The sequence below is a fragment of the Enterococcus sp. DJ147D b genome (genome assembly GCF_058216655.1).
Genome location: NZ_CM177104.1, coordinates 2,113,543 through 2,131,371 on the forward strand (window position 1 = coordinate 2,113,543; position 17,829 = coordinate 2,131,371).

The following is a 17,829-nucleotide window of genomic DNA, read 5'->3' on the forward strand; positions in this document are numbered from 1 at the left end:
TGTAAACGCTTTTTAAAATTCAAAAAAAAGAAAAAGTGAAACGATTGACATTCCACTTTTTCTTTTTTGGGGATAACATCCCTTGCTTTTTTGCTTCAACACACTTATGTTTCGTAGTCGATATGATAAGGATGTAAAGCCGTGTGATAGATAGCTTCTGAGTACTCAACTAGCTGTCCTTCTTCTGTCAATGAACGCCTAATGCGTTTCATTCCCAGCGGTTCATTTGTTTTCAAGATTGCTTGTTCTTCTTCACTTAAAAATACCGCAGAGAAATCATCTGAAAATTGGTCAATTGCATAACCTTTTTGAGTTAACAAACGATATAAAGACTCTTGATGGAACATTTTTTCGTCTAGCTCAGTGACTGTTTTTGGTAAATAATGCACAAAATAAATATATGGTTTTTCATTGAGGTAATACAATCGTTTGAAGCGTACCGCATGATTTCCAAAAGAAGAAAATAGCGGATCTTCCTCAGCTAGATCAATTGAAGTAAGCTCTAATGTTTCTTTGCGTACCTCGTGTTGTGAATTTTCTAAAATTTGTGTAAAACTTGCTGCTTTCGATAAACGATTATAGGGACGATTACTTAAAACTGTTGTACCACGTCCACTTTTCTTTTCCACATATTCATCAGAAGCTAGCAATTCGATTGCCTTACGCACAGTGATTTTACTTACCTGAAACATTTCTTCTAGTTCATTTTCTGTCGGTAGCATGGAACCTACAGGATACCTTCCAGAGAAAATATCTGCTTTGATTTTGTCTGCAACTTCTAAGTATAATACCCGCGTTCTCTTCATAGTTTCACCCTTTATTTTACTCTTAGTAAAAGAATAGCATATAAAAAATAAAATACAAAAAGAAGAACATAAAAGTCTGGGATCTAGTAGATTTCCCAGACTTCTTTATTGTATAGAAAGTAGTGATTTTGTTTTTCTTTTAAGTGTCTGCTCGCTATCTTTTCAGAGCTAAGCGTTTTACACCACAACCTTTTCACAGCTTTATACTCTTTCACCATTCGTTCTAATAACTTCCTTATACCAATCAAATGATTTTTTCTTCGAACGATTCAGCGTACCAACACCATTATCATCAAGATCAACATAGATAAATCCATAACGCTTGCTCATTTCACCAGTAGAAGCACTCACCAAATCAATACAGCCCCATGGGGTATAGCCCATCAAATCAACACCATCTGCCACTGCATCCGCCATTGCATCAATATGTCGACGTAAATAATCAATTCGATAATCATCATCAATCGTTCCATCGGGATTGACTTCATCAATTGCACCTAAGCCATTTTCTACGATAAACAATGGCTTTTCATAACGATTATATAACTCGTTCAATGCAATTCGAAGACCATCTGGATCAATTTGCCATCCCCACTCACTTGCTTCCAAGAATGGATTTTTGACTCCACCTAATAAATTACCAATTGATGTGTCTGCTTCTGGACTAACTTCATCAACTGCACTAGACATATAGTAGCTAAAGCCAATATAATCGACAGGATATTGTTTCAACAACTCAAAGTCTTCCACTGTTTGTTCTAAAAGGCTAGCATCAACACCATATTTTGCATAAGTTCGAGAGGTATATGCAGGATATTCTCCACGAACTTGCACATCCGTACAAAAGAAATTAAATTCTTGATTTTGGATCATTGTTGCCACCTGGTTCACTGGGTTCGAATCAATACTATAAGTAGTAGCATAAATAATCATGCACCCAACTTCAATGTCTGAACGTAATTCATGAGCAAGCTTAACTGCTTTACTGCTAGCAACAAATTGATTGTGCCACGCTTGGAAAATATTTTGATAATCTGCTGCCCCATTACTTTTAACAAGTCCTTGGCTTAAAGCAGGAAAGTGAAAAGCTGAATTGATTTCATTGAACGTCATCCAGTATTTTACTTTTTCATGGTAACGAGTCAAGACTGTTTCTGCAAATCGTTCGTAAAAAGTAATCAATTCGCGATTTTTCCAACCACCATATTTTTTGGCTAAGTTCAACGGCATTTCATAATGAGAAATCGTGATTACAGGCTCAATACCATACTTCAAACATTCATCAATCAACTGATCATAAAAACGTAACCCGGCTTCATTTGGCGTCAACTCGTCTCCTTGAGGGAAAATTCGTGACCAAGCAATCGAGAAACGATAACATTTGAAATTCATTTCTGCAAATAAAGCAATATCATCTTTAAAATGATCGTAATGTTCGATTCCTCGATGATTTGGGTAAATATATTTTTCTTCATCCATCGTCCAATCAAAGTCTTCACTACCAATAATCGCAAATCTTTGCTTTCCGCCCGGCATTGCATCAGCAACGGATAAGCCCTTGCCATCACGATCAAAAGCACCTTCTAATTGATTCGCAGCTGTTGCGCCGCCCCATAAAAATTCTTTTGGAAAACGTGTTGTCATCATTTGTATCCCCCTAATATCTTTATTTTACAATTGCTAAAAAATCTTCAGTTGAGATAATTTCTTCTTGATCCAGTTCCAAAACATCAGTAAATTGATCGGTATTCGTAATCACAATTGGTGTTACGGTACTGTAACCCGCAGCACGAATCGCGTCAATATCAAATTTTACTAATAAGTCCCCCGCTTTCACTTGGTCCCCTTGCTTCACAAACGTTTCAAAACCAGCACCATTTAATTCCACTGTATCCATTCCAATATGCATCAATATTTCAATACCATCAGTCGTTGTCAAGCCAACCGCATGACCAGTTGGAAAAATCGTAGTGATTTCACCATCTGCTGGCGCAAGAAGTTCTCCTTTTTCTGGTTCAATCGCGATTCCTTTTCCCATCGCACCGGATGAAAAGACCTGATCAGCTACCTCACTTAATGGTAACACTTTTCCTGTCAATGGGCTCTTTAGATTATGACGACCAGAAGAAAGTGTTTCTCCGGCTGTCGCTTCCATTTTCTTTGTTTCTTCTGCAGGATCTTCAAATCCAACCAACAAAGTTCCTAAAAATGCAAGAATGAAAGAAATTCCTGTTGCAATGATTGCCATCGTTACATTGGATTCTACACCAGCAATCGTACTAATGAATGACGGAATCGTTAATAAGCTGACTAAGCCACTAGCAAAAGATTTTACACCTGCAAAACCAATCAATGCCCCACCAATACCTCCAGAGACACAAGCGACGATAAATGGTTTTTTCAATGGTAAGGTTACACCATATACAGTGGGTTCTGTAATCCCAAACAACGCAGTGATTGTTGATGAAATACCTAGTGAACGTAATTTACTATCTTTTGAGCGAACCGCCACAGCTAATGCGGCACCACCTTGTGCCAAAACAGCTGGCAATAACATCGGCATCAAAATATCATAACCAAATTGATCAATATTCAAGAACATGATTGGTACAAATCCCCAATGCATCCCAAACATAACAAAGACTTGCCAAAAACTTCCCATAATCAAACCAGCCACAATCGGACTAAAACCATAAATCGAATTGAATAGACTACCCAGTGCATTCCCAGCAACTGTTCCAATCGGCCCTAAAGCTAAGAAAGTCAAAGGAACCATAACTAACAAAATGATTAAAGGAACTAAAATCATTTGCAAAAATTGGGGAATGATTTTTTTCACAAGTGGTTCAAATTTACTTTGCACCCAAACAGCCAAGATAATTGGGATAACAGAAGAGGTATAACCAGAGGGAGATAAAATAACCGAAATTCCAAAGAAATCTAATGCTGTTCCTGCACCAGCTGCCGCCGTGATTGCTGGATACACCAATGCCATCGCAATAGCTACTGCTAAAAACTGATTTGTTTTGAATTTTTTAGCCGCTGTAAAAGCCAGCATTACTGGTAAAAACGTGAAGACGCCATCTGCAGCTGCAAATAAAATCTGATAAGCTCCACTCTCTGCAGCTAACCAGCCGAGAACGGTTGCCAAAGATAGAAATCCTTTTAAAACCCCTGCTGCTGCCATCGCACCTAAAAACGGTGTAAAAATACTTGAAATAATATCAATAAACTTACTTAAAATATTCCCAGATTTTTCTTCTTTTGCTACCTGATCCGCTAAACCTTCTTCATCCACAATTGCTTGATAGACATCAGCTACATTACTGCCAATCACAACTTGGTACTGACCACCACTTTGAACAACTTGGATCACATCCGGGTCACCCTTTAATTTTTCTGTGTCTGCAATCGATTCATCTTTCAATTTAAAACGTAATCGTGTGGCACAGTGGACCAGACTATTGACGTTTTTTTGCCCCCCGACTGCTTCCCATACACGTTTGCCAACTGCTTTGTTATCCATCTTTTCTTCCTTCTTTCTACTAAATTTTGATAAAATAAAAAACCTAGATTGAAAAAACGGTCACGAATTGTTTGCTCGTGTCCATATTTTCAATCTAGGTTTTGCCTGCCTGACAGTAACAACCCTTATGATTGGATCTGTTTTTCATTCACTACACGTTGGATATGAATCGTCAAATAGATTTGCTCTGCAACTTCCATTTCTTGTTGTTGCGTATGAACCAAATAATCATTGATTCGTTGCACACAACGGAAGGCTTGGGGATATTTTCCCTGAACTAATGCATAAAGAAACTCATCTTTTTCGTCAGAATTTTCACCTTTTAGATAACGCTGTGCAAAAAATTGTAGATGTGTAATGATTCGTTGATAGTTCAATGATTCTTCATCAAAAACAACACCAAAAAATTTACTAATAATGCTTAAGATATCACGTACCATGGTTGTCGCAGTCATCGTCACTTGCATATCACCATTTCCTTGCTGGCTATTCACAAAATGAAAAGCGATAAATCCCGCTTCATCTTCAGGAAATTCAATACCAGTTTTTTCTTCAAGAAAATACAAGGCTTCTTTAGCAACCTGATACTCTTTAGGATAAAACTTTTTTGTTTCAAATAATAACGGATTTGGTAATTGGACTTTTTCTTTTGCCCGCCCCATCGCGTAATGAACATGATCCGTTAGTGTTAAATAAATATTCGATGAAAAGTTCACAGCCAATTTTTCCTCTGCTAAGTCAACTATTTGTTTGACTAATTCGACTTCTTCAGAAGGAATGTCAGCCATTAGCTGTTGAAACTGGCTTCTGGAAAAAGAATCTTTGAGTACAAACTCTTTTTGGATTGCTTCAGATGAAATCGAATCGCCAGGCTTCTTTTGAAATGCCAATCCTTTGCCCATATAGACTATTTCTTCACCTAATTCATTTTTCGAAATGACGACATTATTATTCAGTACTTTTTCAATAATCATCTCGTCTTCTCCTTTCCAAAAAATAAAAAAAACCTAGAATTCGCCTGTCAATCCACAGCTGAATTCTGGTTTTGCCTGCCGAGCAGTAACAATCCATTCCTTAACTGAATTTATGATAACACTTTCTCCTCCTCTTTGCAATCCCTTTCAATTTTTTATTTTGACTTTCTTCTATTGTTAAACGTTGACAACGATTAAACAAAAAAACCGAGAACATGCGCTCTCAGTTTTTAAACTTTTCTATTTTCCTTCAACGCACACACTTTGAGTAGATTTTGTACTAAAAAGTTTTTGTTTCTAAATGAAAAGCTTGTTCCATTTCATCCGTTGCATCTTTCATTGGCGTTACTTTTTCCAATGCTCCTTGTACAACTAAACGAGTTACTGCATTGTTATCCCCACAAGTAATCAAGGTCACGATTTCTTTACCATCCACTACATCTAATAACTCGGTTTGTGTTGGTGCCACTTTTTCTTTGAAAAAAGCTTTATACGTGTACACATTTTCTAAATCAGTCAAATAGATCGTTGCACCCATTGAAAGATTTTCTAAAGGAGTGAACAACAACTCTGGATTCGTGGAGCGATGACTAGCCAATGCATAATTTCCTTTTCCCATTTGTTGATCAGGTGATAAAGTTCCTGCACCATACAATAATGCTGTGTTTGAAAGGCCCTTAAAAATCGGCAAGTTAATTGACACAGATGGAACTGCCACACTAGCAATCACTGGCAGGTCCTTACTTTCTGAGCTGGCCTCTGCCCGGATCACTCGTTCAGAACTCATTGGTTCAACTGCATCAAAGTCAAAGGTTGTTTCTCGCTCATTATTTTTTTGTAAATCTTCTTTCGTTACATTGGCTATCGCGTATTGATCCCCAGTATTCTTCACAAAAAAGTCTTTGATTTGTTCATTAAAAATCAGAGCAATTCCTACTAGCAAGAGTAACAACAAAAGCAAATTCATCAGCCATCGTCTCACTCGGTTGCCCTTTTTCTCTTTATTCGTGTTTTTGTCAGTCGTCATTTTACGACCTCCTCTTCCCACACCATATTTTCTTCATTTTAATGGATATACCTACTTCTGTCTATCATTCAATCATAGATTATTGTCCATTTTCTTTATAGTTCCGTGTATTTTTCGCGCTTGCCTACACTCTTTTCGACAGGATATTTGATATTATTTTTGATTAACTTTTCTTCAATGATCTCCTCCAAATCAAAATCGAGATTGTCTGCTAGCATGTACGAATAGATCAAGACATCTGCTAGTTCTTCTTTGATTCGTTCCACTTGATTTGCTGTGACTTCCTCAGGTTGCTTCCATTGAAAAAGTTCCAATAGTTCTGAAGCTTCCAAAGAAATCGAAATCGCTAAATCTTTTTCGTTATGAAATTGTCGCCAATTCCGATCATCACGAAATTTATTTACTTTTTCCATACTGTTCATCTGTCAAACCTGCTTTCTTTTTATCACTAAGTTTATTTAGTAGACAGTCTTTGATAATTGATCTTCATATTCTTGATGCCATTTTTCGCTGACTTGTCTTGTTCCTGGTTCAAAAAAAATTGTTTCTGTTCCAACTTCATTTGCTTTTTGATAATACCATTTCTTCCAACGCAAAAAGGCCAAATTAGCTTCTAATACTTGGATTTTTGCTTCTAAAATCGTCTCTTGTTCGACAATGAAGGCGTAACGATCAGGTAGAGTTCCATCGCCTTGCATACACCACTCCATAAATGTTGCGATATCCTTTACTGGAATAGCCGATTTTTTTAAGCACTCAATGACATTCAAGTATCCTAAATCATCTTCGGTAAATACACGTCTCCCCGCGGAATTTTTCTTCACGAATGGTAACAAACCTTCTTTATCATAATAGCGTAAGGTATCTGTTGATAATTGATACTTTTCTGCAATTTCACCAATTGTATAAGTTTTCATTTTTCCTCCTTGACTTGGAGCTAACTCCAAGTTGTATACTACGTTTATCTTAACAGAAGAAAGTAGGAAATGAAATGAATAAACCTTTAATCGTGATTACTGGAGCAAGTTCAGGTTTTGGAGCAGAAATCGCTAAACTATTTAATAAAGAAAACTATCCCATGTTATTATTAGGTCGCCGTACAGAAAAAATTTATGCTTTACCGCTTGATTTTGATCAAATCCTTGTCGACTCTGTCGATGTAACCGATGCGCAAGCTTTCAAAGCCAGTATTGCCTTAGCAGAAGAAAAATTTGGAAAGACTGATTTATTAGTAAATAACGCTGGTGTGATGTTATTAGGAAATGTTCAGTCACAGTCTCCATTGGAATGGAAAACGATGATGGACACAAATGTTTTAGGGGTGTTAAATGGTATGCAAGCTGTATTAGCAGATATGGTTGAAAGAAAACACGGTACGATCATCAATATGTCTTCCTTAGCTGGACGTAAAACTTTTATAAACCATGCCGCTTATGTTGCCTCAAAATTTGGTGTCCATGGTTTAAGCGAAACCATTCGCGAAGAAGTTTCAAAAGATAATGTTCGTGTAAGTTTGGTTGCCCCTGGTGCTGCTGAAACAGAGTTATTAACTCATGTTACAGATACTAATGCTTTGTCAGATTATCAAGCATGGAAAGAAACAATGGGAGGAATTACCCTTGACCCTGCCCATGTCGCAGAAGTAGTTAAATTTATTTATGATATGCCTCAAGAAGTGAATATTAGAGAAATTGACATTGCGGCAACACGCCAAGATGGCTAATCATTCTGATACTAAAAAAGTCGGAACCATTTGGGAACTGATCTAAAGTTGTGAGACAGTAATAAAAAAACATTTTCCTAGGTTGCTGATTTCCGATAGTCAATCGGTGATTGGTAGCCTAGTTTTTGTTGAATACGAGAGCATAGTTCCTATGATGAACTGTTAAAAAGACAGTGACTTTGATATAAATAAACGTTTAACTATCTACGCGCCGGTCAAAGTGCCAGATGGTTATTTTTTAGCTCTTATAGTCGATTCATGTCTCTTTTGTCTTCATATAATTTTTTTATCATTTGTAATATATGGCTGAAAAAACTCAGTTAAATGACTTCTCTATGTAGATTGCAGAGGAGTTTTTTACAATACCAAAAATATTTTAGTAGTGAAATAACTTTATTAATTACAGACCCCCTTATTCCTTTAGTCAACGAGCTTTGCTCGGTTATTTCACTCTTTAACACTGCCACTCGATAGCCCCATTTTTGTGAACGTCTGCTGTAAATCATGTGAGTTAGGAATTTTTCAGTTCGTTGTTGCTCTTTATAGTTGAAAATGTCTTCTTCCGTAATTTGATACTCAAACATTAATTTGGGGAATTTGGCTAACGTACTCATCGATTCTTCATCATTTGCATCCGTAAGTAGTATTGATCTTATCTTTTTTTCATTTATACGTTCCTCCTTTCTTTACAAGCTATATTGTTTATAATTCGCATTCCTAACATCATTTGACAATGAGCCATAAAAAACCTTGAATGGAGAAGAATATTCTTCATTCAAGGCTTAAATTGATGGTCATTTGAATAACTATTTAACAAGTAATTCTCTCTGAAGATCATCCGTTATGGATTATACTTCTTGTGTCGTCGGACGGATAATCATGTTGCTGACGGACATCCGGTCTGGCGTTTCTATCGCAAATGCTACAGCAGAAGCTATATCTTTGGCTGTCAATCCCCATTCTTTTTGTGCTTCATGAAGTTCAAGAGCAGCCTTTTTGTCGCTAATGGTTTGATATAATTCAGTTTGAACAGCTCCTGGAGAGATAATCGTAGATTTGATGTTATTTTGCCGTTGCTCTTGACGTAATCCTTCCATGATTGCACGGACAGCAAATTTTGTCCCACAATAAACAGCGGAATCAGGATAAACAACATGTCCTGCCACAGAATCAGTTGAAATGATATGCCCAGATTTTTGTTTTTCCATGATTGGAAGTACGGCGGAAATTCCATTTAACACACCCATGATGTTGATATCAAGCATATTTTGCCATTCATCACGGTGGCCTTCAACTAATGGAGCGGTTGGCATGATTCCTGCATTATTGTACAATACATCGATTCGACCGAACTTTTCCATCGCTAAATCGATAACTGCTTGGACTTGTGCAAAATCTCTTACATCTGCTGCTTGAATATATAGCTCTGCATCTGGTAAAGATTCTTTTATTGCTTTTAAACGATCTTCTCGGCGTGCAGCTATAACTAGTTTAGCTCCTTTTTCTGCTAACAGCTTCGTTGTTGCTTCACCGATTCCGCTTGAAGCGCCCATGATGATAATCACTTTTTCTGATAAATCATTCATTCTATTCTCCTCCTGTTTTGAAAAATCTTTTGCTTATACTCACTATCCTTTATTTCATCTTACTGTTCAAATAATCCGTTCGACAGATTTGACGATTTTGGCAGGGATTCCTGCAACGATGGTATTGTCTGGGACATCTTTCGTAACAGTTGCATTTGCTGCAACAATGGCATTCTCGCCAATTGTTACGCCTGGCAAAACAGTTGCTCCTGCTCCGATCCAAGCATTTTTCTTGATGTGGATTGGCTTTACTGACAAGCCTCTTCGTTCTGTTGGATCAGTTAGATGGTTTACCGTGATGAGATTGACACGAGGACCAATCAATACTGAATCTTCTAAACAGATACCACCCAAGTCGACGATCATCGCTTGACGATTGATAAAGACATTTTTTCCTATACTAATATGTTTGCCGAAGTCTGTATAAAAAGGCAACAGAACAGTCACCGTATCATCTACTTTATCACTAATGATTTTTTCTAGCCGTTTGCGGATATCTGCTGGTTCATGGTACCCAGTATTCAGCGCTGCTAAAGGCTCTTCGTTTTCCGCTTGAATCTGATGGATCACTTCAAAAAGTGGATCTGTCACTCGAATCTCTTTATTAACGATTTGTTTTTCGATGGCACTTGTCATTTTGCTCCCTCCTTTTATCTTTACTTTATGCACTTGCTGTATCTAATAAACGATAACCAGTTTTAATAGCCTCAAAGACAGAATTCTCACATTCTTTTAAATCACTAACTCGGTAAACACCAAAACCTAATTCAGGAATGTTCACACCATTATTCCATTCGTACATTTCCGTTACTATAATCTCCCTCTCAATTATTTATCAAGTCCTTTCTATGGCTTAATTGGTTCAAAAATATTTTTATGTTACTATACTAATACCTCAAGTTAGCTTCAGGTCAAGCAAAAAGATATAAGAAAGGAAATGAGTTATGTATACTATTGGAGAAGTATCAAGAATGTTCCATTTACCTATTTCTACCTTACGATACTATGATAAAGAAGGATTTTTTCCTGATCTTCAAAGAATTTCAGGAATACGTAAGTTTTCAGATAATGAATTAGAGATCTTACGAGTGATCGAATGTCTCAAAAAATCTGGTTTAGAAATTAAAGAAATGAAACAATTTTTTGTATGGTGCAAACAAGGAAGTAAAACGTATCAAATACGCAAAGAATTATTTGAAAAGCAAGAAAAAATTATTGAAGAAAAAATTACTGATCTCAATAAAATATTAAACATGGTCAAATACAAGCAATGGTATTATGACGAAGCGATTAAAACAGGATCTGAGGATTTAGTCGAACAACAAGTTCCTGAAAAATTACCTAAAAAAATAAAAAGATATTATGAAAATTCACATACATTCTCTATTTGAATTATGTATGAAATAACTTTATAAACTATGAAAATCAATATAGATTCCTTAGTAAAAGGTATTTTACTATTAAGTGATAAATTTTTACCATTTAAAAAGAAAAAGGTGTAGCTAATCATCACAAGTTTACCAATCATGGCTGAAGCAATTGGTAATCCACTACTAGATAAATTCATTAAAGATTTAATCATTCAAATCTTGTCTATGATTGCTGAACAAGAGCGTACCGAATCTAAACGACGTCAGGCACAAGGCATTAAGCTTGCGAAAGCCAACGGTGTTTACAAGGGACGTCCTAAGTTATATAGTGCAAACACAAAAAATCCTCAACGACGCTTAGTTTATGAAAACATCGTTAAGGATTTAAATGAAGGAATTGCGATTTCAAGAATTGCGAAAGATTACAATGTTACTAGACAGACAGTTTATCGAATAAAACAGGATATTGTAATTTAATAGTTATCTATACCACACTGAATTTTTAACTTGATTTTTATTAAAAATAATAAAAAAACTATCAATATGAATTAAGTTAAATCACATTTCTGCTCAAAAGCAGAAATGTAATCTTTAAAAATTAAATCTTCTTTTTCAACATTCTTTTTGGAAATACCCGTAAGTATTCTAACATCTAAAGCTAAAAGACTACTATTCGTTTCAAGAATGCCCACCGATTCATCATAAAAAACATATATTCTCTCGTCTTTCAATAATGGATCTGTGACACTTTGAATAAAGTATGGATGTTGGTAATATTTTTTACTCTTTTCATTGTGAATCACAAATAACAATTTTACTGAAGTCTTATTTGATTCATCAAAATATATTGAATTTACTATATTTTCTTCTAATAACTTAATCCGTTTTTGCGAAAGAAAGTCAATTGATTTTTCTTCTACGTCAACAAGTTTTTTCAAAATATCACTTGTTTTTTCTCGCTTATCAGTATATATAAATGCATCTTGGTACTTTTTTAGTAACTCGGAAAAATTTCTCAAAGCTTTCTCCTCTCACTAATTAATAACTACAGTTCCATTATTAATTATACCTGATCTCCATCCATAGCTAAGGTAATAAGCTTGTAAGTTTGTTGCATAAACTTTAGCTTTAGTTTCACCAGTAGGAATGGACATCGTTCCTACATAGCTAGTTCCAACTGGACTAGCAGTTGTTGTCTTATAATAGTTATTCATATTTAGATATGTTACTGGACCGATCAAATTCAGATTCGTCGCTTTTATATTATTCGCACGCCAAATATTGATTGAATCTGTTCCAGCCCAAGAAATATATAATTGGCAGGTTGTTCCACTCATACGAATAATGTTGGCTCCAACAACAGTTGTTCCTCTTAATGATCGATCATCGTTTTGAGACTCTAAAATACCTGTTTCTACAGTCCTACTATTTTGTTTAGTTATATTTTCCAGTGTTTTTTCTATGGGAACATTAGAAGGTAAATCTTCTTTATTTAATATTTTTGTATCTAATGTAAGAGGTTCTTGAACATCTGCTTTTGCTACCATTGTAGGATAAAACAATAACGACAATGTACCTATCATTAGTAACAAATACCAAAGCCACACATTTTTATAGCGATTACTTTCGTTAAGTGAGTTATTCATCATTAAGATTTTCTTTTTATTTATTTGTAATATACATATTTACACACATAGATTATTTTGTATACATTTATTTTCATAAATAGTTATTTTATAAACATAAGTGCATTGCTTTACTAACAACTATTCTCCTTTTAATACCTAGCTCAAAAGACCGACCTGCAATTCGTTTAAATCTCAGGTAGAGTTAAAGTTCAACAGAGTATATCCTGTTGAACTTTTTTATCTGCATTATTTTTTTAGGTTTCATCTAATTTATTGATTACAAATTTTAACCGATCTAGAGCATAAGTGTAAGTTAAAAGTAATTCTCTGAGTTTCTTTTATACCAGACTTTTTTAATGGTATAATTTTTTTGGCAATTTGCCCCTGATTGGGGGTGTTTTTCGTGAAAAAGCTTATCTCATTGGTTATCGCACCAATTTTTGTTGGACTGGTCAGCGAACTGGTTTCTCACTGGCTAGACGAGAAAGACGATAACTAAAGCAAGTTGTCTCTAACCCACATGTTCGGAGTCGCAACGAACATAAAGAAAGCCAATCCTACTCGCAATAGGGTTGGCTTTTGTGCTATTCGTGTATAGCTTATCTCATTTCGTAACTATAATATAGCATCAATAATTTAAATGCTCAACTTAAATGTCCATATACAATTAGTAATCTATATTCAATTTGTCTTTTGATCATCCAAGTATACTCTGTTGTCTCCAAGAGTATATGACTTTCTGACCTAATTAATTGAGCCCCTGAAAGTGCTGTGAAGTGAAGAATAAAAAAAGGATCAAAAACTTTTAAGTTTTTGATCCTTTCTTTTCATTAAACACTTTATCTCAATTCATTGATATCCAAAAAAGTCCTATATAGTATACCAAAGATTTTTTTTTCTGATATCCTCGTATACTACTAATTGTAAACAAGATTGAAGGTAAGGAGCTATAAAATGTGTTGGGTACTAATGGTATTTTTTTTGATAATATTGAGTTTTTTATGATTAACATATTTGGTTTTATTAATTAATAAATTTTAACTGTATAAGGAGAAAGAGACATGAAAAAAGTAACAATTAATGCATTATTAGTTCTTTCGTTTTTCTTGGTAAGTACACAAGCTATCTTCGCTCAAGAATCTGTTGCTTCTACAGAATCAGTTGTATCTGACCAAAAGAGAGCATTAGCTAACGGAACTGTTATAAATGAAGATACTAGTCATTTTTACCTAACGAACGGAACACAAGTTTACCAAGACGGTGATAAATGGTACCTAATTGATGGAACCCCAGTAATTTCAGAACCTTCATTTGATACTATTCATTCGACCAAGATTGACAATACACATACTTTACCTGAACTACCGGTTGAACCTACTAAAGTGCCTACTTTGACTGAACAAAAAGTGCCTGCTCTACCTGAACTACCGGTTGAACCTACTAAAGTGCCTACTTTGACTGAACAAAAAGTGCCTGCTTTACCTGAACTACCGGTTGAACCTAATAAAGTGCCTACTTTGACTGAACAAAAAGTGCCTGCTTTACCTGAACTACCGGTTGAACCTACTAAAGTGCCTACTTTGACTGAACAAAAAGTGCTTGCTCTACCTGAACTACCGGTTGAACCTAATAAAGTATCTACTTTGACTGAACAAAAAGTGCCTGCTCTACCTGAACTACCGGTTGAACCTGATAAAGTATCTACTTTGACTGAACAAAAAGTGCCTGCTCTACCTGAACTACCGGTTGAACCTGATAAAGTATCTACTTTGACTGAACAAAAAGTGCCTGCTTTATCTGGGGCACTCACTCATCTTTCTAATAGTTCAAAATTGACTAAGCTTCAACTGCCTAAGGATTTTGAAAAGAATACTGAAGAAAGCAGCTCTGCTATTCCAAATGACGAAAAAGCTTTCGCAGATACTTATACAAACAGAAAATTACTACCAAAAACTGGCTTTGGTTTAAAAGAAGTTCTCTTCAGTAGTCTTACTTCAATTTTAGGTATTCTGATTTCTTTCCTAGCTATCGGATTACTTGTAAATAAACGTGATAAAAGAAAGGGAGGTAACTTATGAGAATGCAAGATCCAGAATCATATTTCAATTTATTTGATCGATTTTTTGAAGAAAATAACCATCCGCTTGTTCATTCTTATTACAAGAATTTAAAGGAGCAGTTTTATACTTTAACGAAGTCTATACCCTAAACGATTAAACAACTAGTCACTATCGATGCAAAGCTTCAAATTCTTATGAGTTTGATAAATGATAATATTTTCAACTTACCCGAATGGGAGATCATAAAAATTTCAGAAATAGATAGCTCCAGTTACTATAAAGAACTCCTGGACATGGTGGGTACATCAAGCAAGTATCCTTCAAGATTATTTCTTTAAAATATATAAAAAAGAACTCTCCCCAATTAATAATATGAACGAATAAATTTTAACGGTATTTGAAAAGGAGAAACAAATTTATGAATAAACTTTTTCTAACTAATATAAACCACTATGGCGTGGTTATCTCACTTTTTACTTTGACAATAGGCTTTGTCACTTTAACCTCTGGAGTCCCTACTCGGTTCCGTATCAGTTTTCCTCGGAGGACTTATTGGATTATTCGCATTGTTTGGTAGTGAAGGAGTAATGAATGCGTTCCAAAAACCACAAAAATTTTTTAGTACATTTGTGTTCGGTTACTTAGTGGCAACAATACTTGCTGTTCTAATGTCAACAGTTGTACAACATATCCTTCATGCGCCTACTGCACCAAATAAAGTCATTGATCAACTGTCTGTACCCTTTCTGCTTCAAACACTACCCATGCTTTTAGGTGAAGAATTATTAACTATGGTCATTTTGATTATCATTGCAAATCTCATGGGAGGAACTAAAAAGGCGGTGATCGTTGGTATAACTATTTCAACTTTAGTCTTTGCTCTACTGCATTTACCTACCTATGACTGGAATATCTTACAATGTCTATTGATCATTGGTGCAGCACGTATTTCTTTTACATTGGCAACCCTGTATGGACGGGGGTTACGCTGTCCATGTAGCTTACGACTGGACGGCATTTCTGTTAATCATGTTTCTTTCATAAAAAAATACTAACTGTTTTCCAAGTATACAGATCTTGAGTCAGTATTCTTTAATAAAATTTAATATTTATGATAAAATCAATAGAAAACTTAGTTTAAATATGGAAAAGGAGTCTAATATGAATTTTGGACCAAGAGTAAGGGAAATCAGAAAGAGCAAAGGGTTTTCTCAAAAAGAGGTTTATGCAAATATTATCTCCAAATCTTATGCGATATCATTTGAAAAAGGAGAAAACAATATCTCGGTCGTTCTTCTGATTGATATTTTGGACCGTCTTTCAATGGATATTGATGAATTCTTATTTATCAACAAAGGATATCTTCTGAATGAATATGCCGATTATATTTACAACATGTCAAACTACTCAAATAGCCATGACCTTGTGTCGCTCAAAAAAATGTTACAGACCCTTTCACAGGGAAGGGACACAATTAGTCGTGTGCGTTTTGCAGAAATTCGCTGTCGAATCAAAGCGATAGAAAAATTTAATCGCACGGGTATCTTTGACGGAACAGAGACACTAGAAGATGACCGAAACACGATTCAATCCTATTTAGTAGGCATCGAATCTTGGACCTTGCGTGAGATTCAATTTTTTGGAAATACAATCGAATTTTTAGATTTTTCAGCCCATTTTCCTCTATTTAAAAATATATCAAAATCACTTACTTTATACATGGAGTATGATAAAGGTCGAGAAATCTTTTGTTCCATGTTAGTGAATTTGATCAGCCAATCGATACGTATGAGATATTACGATTATGCCGAAGTACTCACCTATCAATTAAAAATTTTATGTGCTGATTATAAGAACTTTATCCACCAAATCATTACTAGCTACTTCGAAAATCTACTACTAATCAAGAAAAATGGACATTCGGATCGTGCTAACGAAGAATGCCAGAATGTCCTTTCTATTTTATCCACTTATGGTCATCTTTCAATTGCCAACGAATTGAAATCATTGAGTTAATCAGTAGTTGGATACCTTGGGGGAAATTACTTTTATAAAACGAATAAAGAAGGAGTTTTAAAATGGAACTAACTCAATCAATGCGTCAAACAAAAGAAGAACGAAAAGGGATTTTAGGGCTAACAATATTTTTTGGACTTGTCATAGTATTTTTGGTTCAATACCTTGTAAGTATCCCTTCAGAACTGCTCTCAAATAGTGGCGCAAAAGATGTATATATCTTATTTTCTAATATTGCAATAATTATTGCCTTGCTTGCTTTTTGTATCGTTTTTGAAAAAAGAAGTCCTAAAACACTTGGTGTAAATTTCAGTAAATTCCCGATGAAACTAGCTATCGGCTGGGGACTAGGATTCCTATTAATGTTTTTTGCATTCCTAATTAATTTATTTACAGGAGCAATCACAATTGATTTCGACCTACAATCTCTTAGCTGGATTTACTTCATAACCGCTTTCTTTGCTTACTTTTTTCAAGGAACTATGGAAGAATTTGTATGTAGAGGATTTATAATGAACTCCCTATCAGCAAAATACAATGTTTGGACAGGAATCATCGTTAATACACTTATTTTCTCCTTATTACACAGTCTCAACCCTTCGGTAACACTACTTGCTTTGGTCAATATATTTTTAGCGGGTCTACTCCTTTCTTTTATCTTTTATTTGAGTGATAACATATTTTTAGTTGGTGCTTTTCATGCGGCATGGAACTTTATGATCGGCCCTTTCTTAGGAGTTCCCGTAAGCGGACTAAAAATGTACTCTTCCTTATTAAATGCTAAACCTGTAGCCGGAAAAACACTAATCAATGGCGGAGATTTTGGTTTGGAAGGTGGCTTAGGTCTGACAATTCCTGTAGCTATTGCGGTATTTGTTGCCTACTATCTGATTGTTAAACAACAGAAATCTGTTAAACGTTAATCGTTAAAATATTTTTGTAACTTGAAACAAAGAAAAAGTTTTGCTTTAGTTGAGCAAAACTTTTTCTTTTTATCTAAGCTATATGATTGTCAAGCGAGACCAATAACTATTAAGTTTCTGACACACCCGAAGAATTATGCCGGATAAAAAACATTTAATATTTAAATCAAACAAAAGAATAATTATGATT

General features: G+C 35.1%; 20 protein-coding genes and 1 pseudogene. 9 read left to right on the forward strand and 12 right to left on the reverse strand.

Annotated elements, in window-relative coordinates; translation table 11 throughout:
• Positions 1-104: 104 nt before the first annotated feature.
• The 7 genes from AC4BD1_RS09935 to AC4BD1_RS09965 form a co-directional block, all read right to left on the reverse strand.
• On the reverse strand, positions 105-806 hold the full coding sequence (locus AC4BD1_RS09935; RefSeq protein WP_206907245.1) for a GntR family transcriptional regulator: 702 nt from the start codon (positions 804-806) through the stop codon (positions 105-107).
• Between the two features lie 201 nt (positions 807-1,007).
• Entirely contained in the window at positions 1,008-2,450 is a 1,443-nt protein-coding gene (locus tag AC4BD1_RS09940) for a glycoside hydrolase family 1 protein (protein WP_206907370.1), read from the reverse strand.
• 22 nt (positions 2,451-2,472) lie between these two features.
• Entirely contained in the window at positions 2,473-4,332 is a 1,860-nt protein-coding gene (locus AC4BD1_RS09945; RefSeq protein ID WP_490485554.1) for a beta-glucoside-specific PTS transporter subunit IIABC, read from the reverse strand.
• A 125-nt stretch (positions 4,333-4,457) separates the two neighbouring features.
• The gene (gene licT, locus AC4BD1_RS09950; protein ID WP_490466411.1) at positions 4,458-5,306 is read right to left on the reverse strand and encodes a BglG family transcription antiterminator LicT; all 849 of its coding nucleotides are present in this window, start codon (positions 5,304-5,306) and stop codon (positions 4,458-4,460) included.
• Positions 5,307-5,586: 280 nt separating this feature from the next.
• Positions 5,587-6,333, reverse strand: coding sequence for a class A sortase (locus AC4BD1_RS09955; RefSeq protein WP_490466412.1), 747 nt, complete (start codon positions 6,331-6,333; stop codon positions 5,587-5,589).
• A gap of 95 nt (positions 6,334-6,428) precedes the next feature.
• Complete coding sequence (locus tag AC4BD1_RS09960) at positions 6,429-6,755, reverse strand: nucleotide pyrophosphohydrolase (RefSeq protein ID WP_490466413.1); 327 nt, start codon at positions 6,753-6,755, stop codon at positions 6,429-6,431.
• Positions 6,756-6,791: 36 nt separating this feature from the next.
• Entirely contained in the window at positions 6,792-7,250 is a 459-nt protein-coding gene (locus AC4BD1_RS09965) for a MerR family transcriptional regulator (protein ID WP_206907255.1), read from the reverse strand.
• 74 nt (positions 7,251-7,324) lie between these two features.
• On the opposite strand from AC4BD1_RS09965, the gene AC4BD1_RS09970 reads away from it, so the two are divergent.
• A complete protein-coding gene (locus AC4BD1_RS09970; protein WP_490466414.1) occupies positions 7,325-8,056 on the forward strand; it encodes an SDR family oxidoreductase in 732 nt (243 codons plus the stop codon).
• Between the two features lie 848 nt (positions 8,057-8,904).
• Here the strand turns inward: AC4BD1_RS09970 and AC4BD1_RS09975 are convergent.
• From AC4BD1_RS09975 to AC4BD1_RS09985, 3 genes are all read right to left on the reverse strand, one after another.
• Positions 8,905-9,642 carry an SDR family oxidoreductase gene (locus tag AC4BD1_RS09975; RefSeq protein WP_490466415.1) on the reverse strand — a complete coding sequence of 246 codons (738 nt, stop codon included), beginning with the start codon at positions 9,640-9,642 and terminating at the stop codon, positions 8,905-8,907.
• A 66-nt stretch (positions 9,643-9,708) separates the two neighbouring features.
• Entirely contained in the window at positions 9,709-10,278 is a 570-nt protein-coding gene (locus AC4BD1_RS09980) for a DapH/DapD/GlmU-related protein (protein ID WP_206907261.1), read from the reverse strand.
• 25 nt (positions 10,279-10,303) lie between these two features.
• Positions 10,304-10,444, reverse strand: coding sequence for a hypothetical protein (locus AC4BD1_RS09985; protein ID WP_490466416.1), 141 nt, complete (start codon positions 10,442-10,444; stop codon positions 10,304-10,306).
• Between the two features lie 142 nt (positions 10,445-10,586).
• Between AC4BD1_RS09985 and AC4BD1_RS09990 the strand changes: the two genes are divergently transcribed.
• Together AC4BD1_RS09990 and AC4BD1_RS09995 are read left to right on the forward strand one after the other, a co-directional pair.
• A complete protein-coding gene (locus tag AC4BD1_RS09990; protein ID WP_490466417.1) occupies positions 10,587-11,033 on the forward strand; it encodes a MerR family transcriptional regulator in 447 nt (148 codons plus the stop codon).
• Between the two features lie 111 nt (positions 11,034-11,144).
• Positions 11,145-11,489: pseudogene (locus AC4BD1_RS09995) on the forward strand (helix-turn-helix domain-containing protein); the annotation flags it as partial.
• A gap of 71 nt (positions 11,490-11,560) precedes the next feature.
• Here AC4BD1_RS09995 and AC4BD1_RS10000 read toward each other — a convergent pair.
• On the reverse strand, positions 11,561-12,031 hold the full coding sequence (locus AC4BD1_RS10000; RefSeq protein WP_242589832.1) for a hypothetical protein: 471 nt from the start codon (positions 12,029-12,031) through the stop codon (positions 11,561-11,563).
• A 15-nt stretch (positions 12,032-12,046) separates the two neighbouring features.
• Positions 12,047-12,661: a hypothetical protein gene (locus AC4BD1_RS10005; RefSeq protein ID WP_490485555.1), complete on the reverse strand. Its 615-nt coding sequence runs from the start codon at positions 12,659-12,661 to the stop codon at positions 12,047-12,049.
• A gap of 382 nt (positions 12,662-13,043) precedes the next feature.
• Here AC4BD1_RS10005 and AC4BD1_RS10010 point away from each other — a divergent pair, with 382 nt between their 5' ends.
• The 6 genes from AC4BD1_RS10010 to AC4BD1_RS10035 all read left to right on the forward strand — a co-directional run bounded on the left by AC4BD1_RS10010 (position 13,044) and on the right by AC4BD1_RS10035 (position 17,639).
• The gene (locus AC4BD1_RS10010) at positions 13,044-13,139 is read left to right on the forward strand and encodes a type I toxin-antitoxin system Fst family toxin (protein WP_206907268.1); all 96 of its coding nucleotides are present in this window, start codon (positions 13,044-13,046) and stop codon (positions 13,137-13,139) included.
• Positions 13,140-13,701: 562 nt separating this feature from the next.
• Entirely contained in the window at positions 13,702-14,718 is a 1,017-nt protein-coding gene (locus tag AC4BD1_RS10015; protein ID WP_490485556.1) for a hypothetical protein, read from the forward strand.
• A 134-nt stretch (positions 14,719-14,852) separates the two neighbouring features.
• Positions 14,853-15,038, forward strand: coding sequence for a DUF7006 family protein (locus AC4BD1_RS10020; RefSeq protein WP_490486029.1), 186 nt, complete (start codon positions 14,853-14,855; stop codon positions 15,036-15,038).
• Between the two features lie 228 nt (positions 15,039-15,266).
• Entirely contained in the window at positions 15,267-15,755 is a 489-nt protein-coding gene (locus AC4BD1_RS10025; RefSeq protein ID WP_490485557.1) for a hypothetical protein, read from the forward strand.
• Positions 15,756-15,861: 106 nt separating this feature from the next.
• Positions 15,862-16,716, forward strand: a complete 855-nt coding sequence (locus tag AC4BD1_RS10030) for a helix-turn-helix domain-containing protein (RefSeq protein ID WP_490485558.1) — start codon at positions 15,862-15,864, stop codon at positions 16,714-16,716.
• Positions 16,717-16,778: 62 nt separating this feature from the next.
• Complete coding sequence (locus AC4BD1_RS10035; RefSeq protein ID WP_490485559.1) at positions 16,779-17,639, forward strand: CPBP family intramembrane glutamic endopeptidase; 861 nt, start codon at positions 16,779-16,781, stop codon at positions 17,637-17,639.
• The last annotated feature ends 190 nt before the right edge of the window (positions 17,640-17,829 follow it).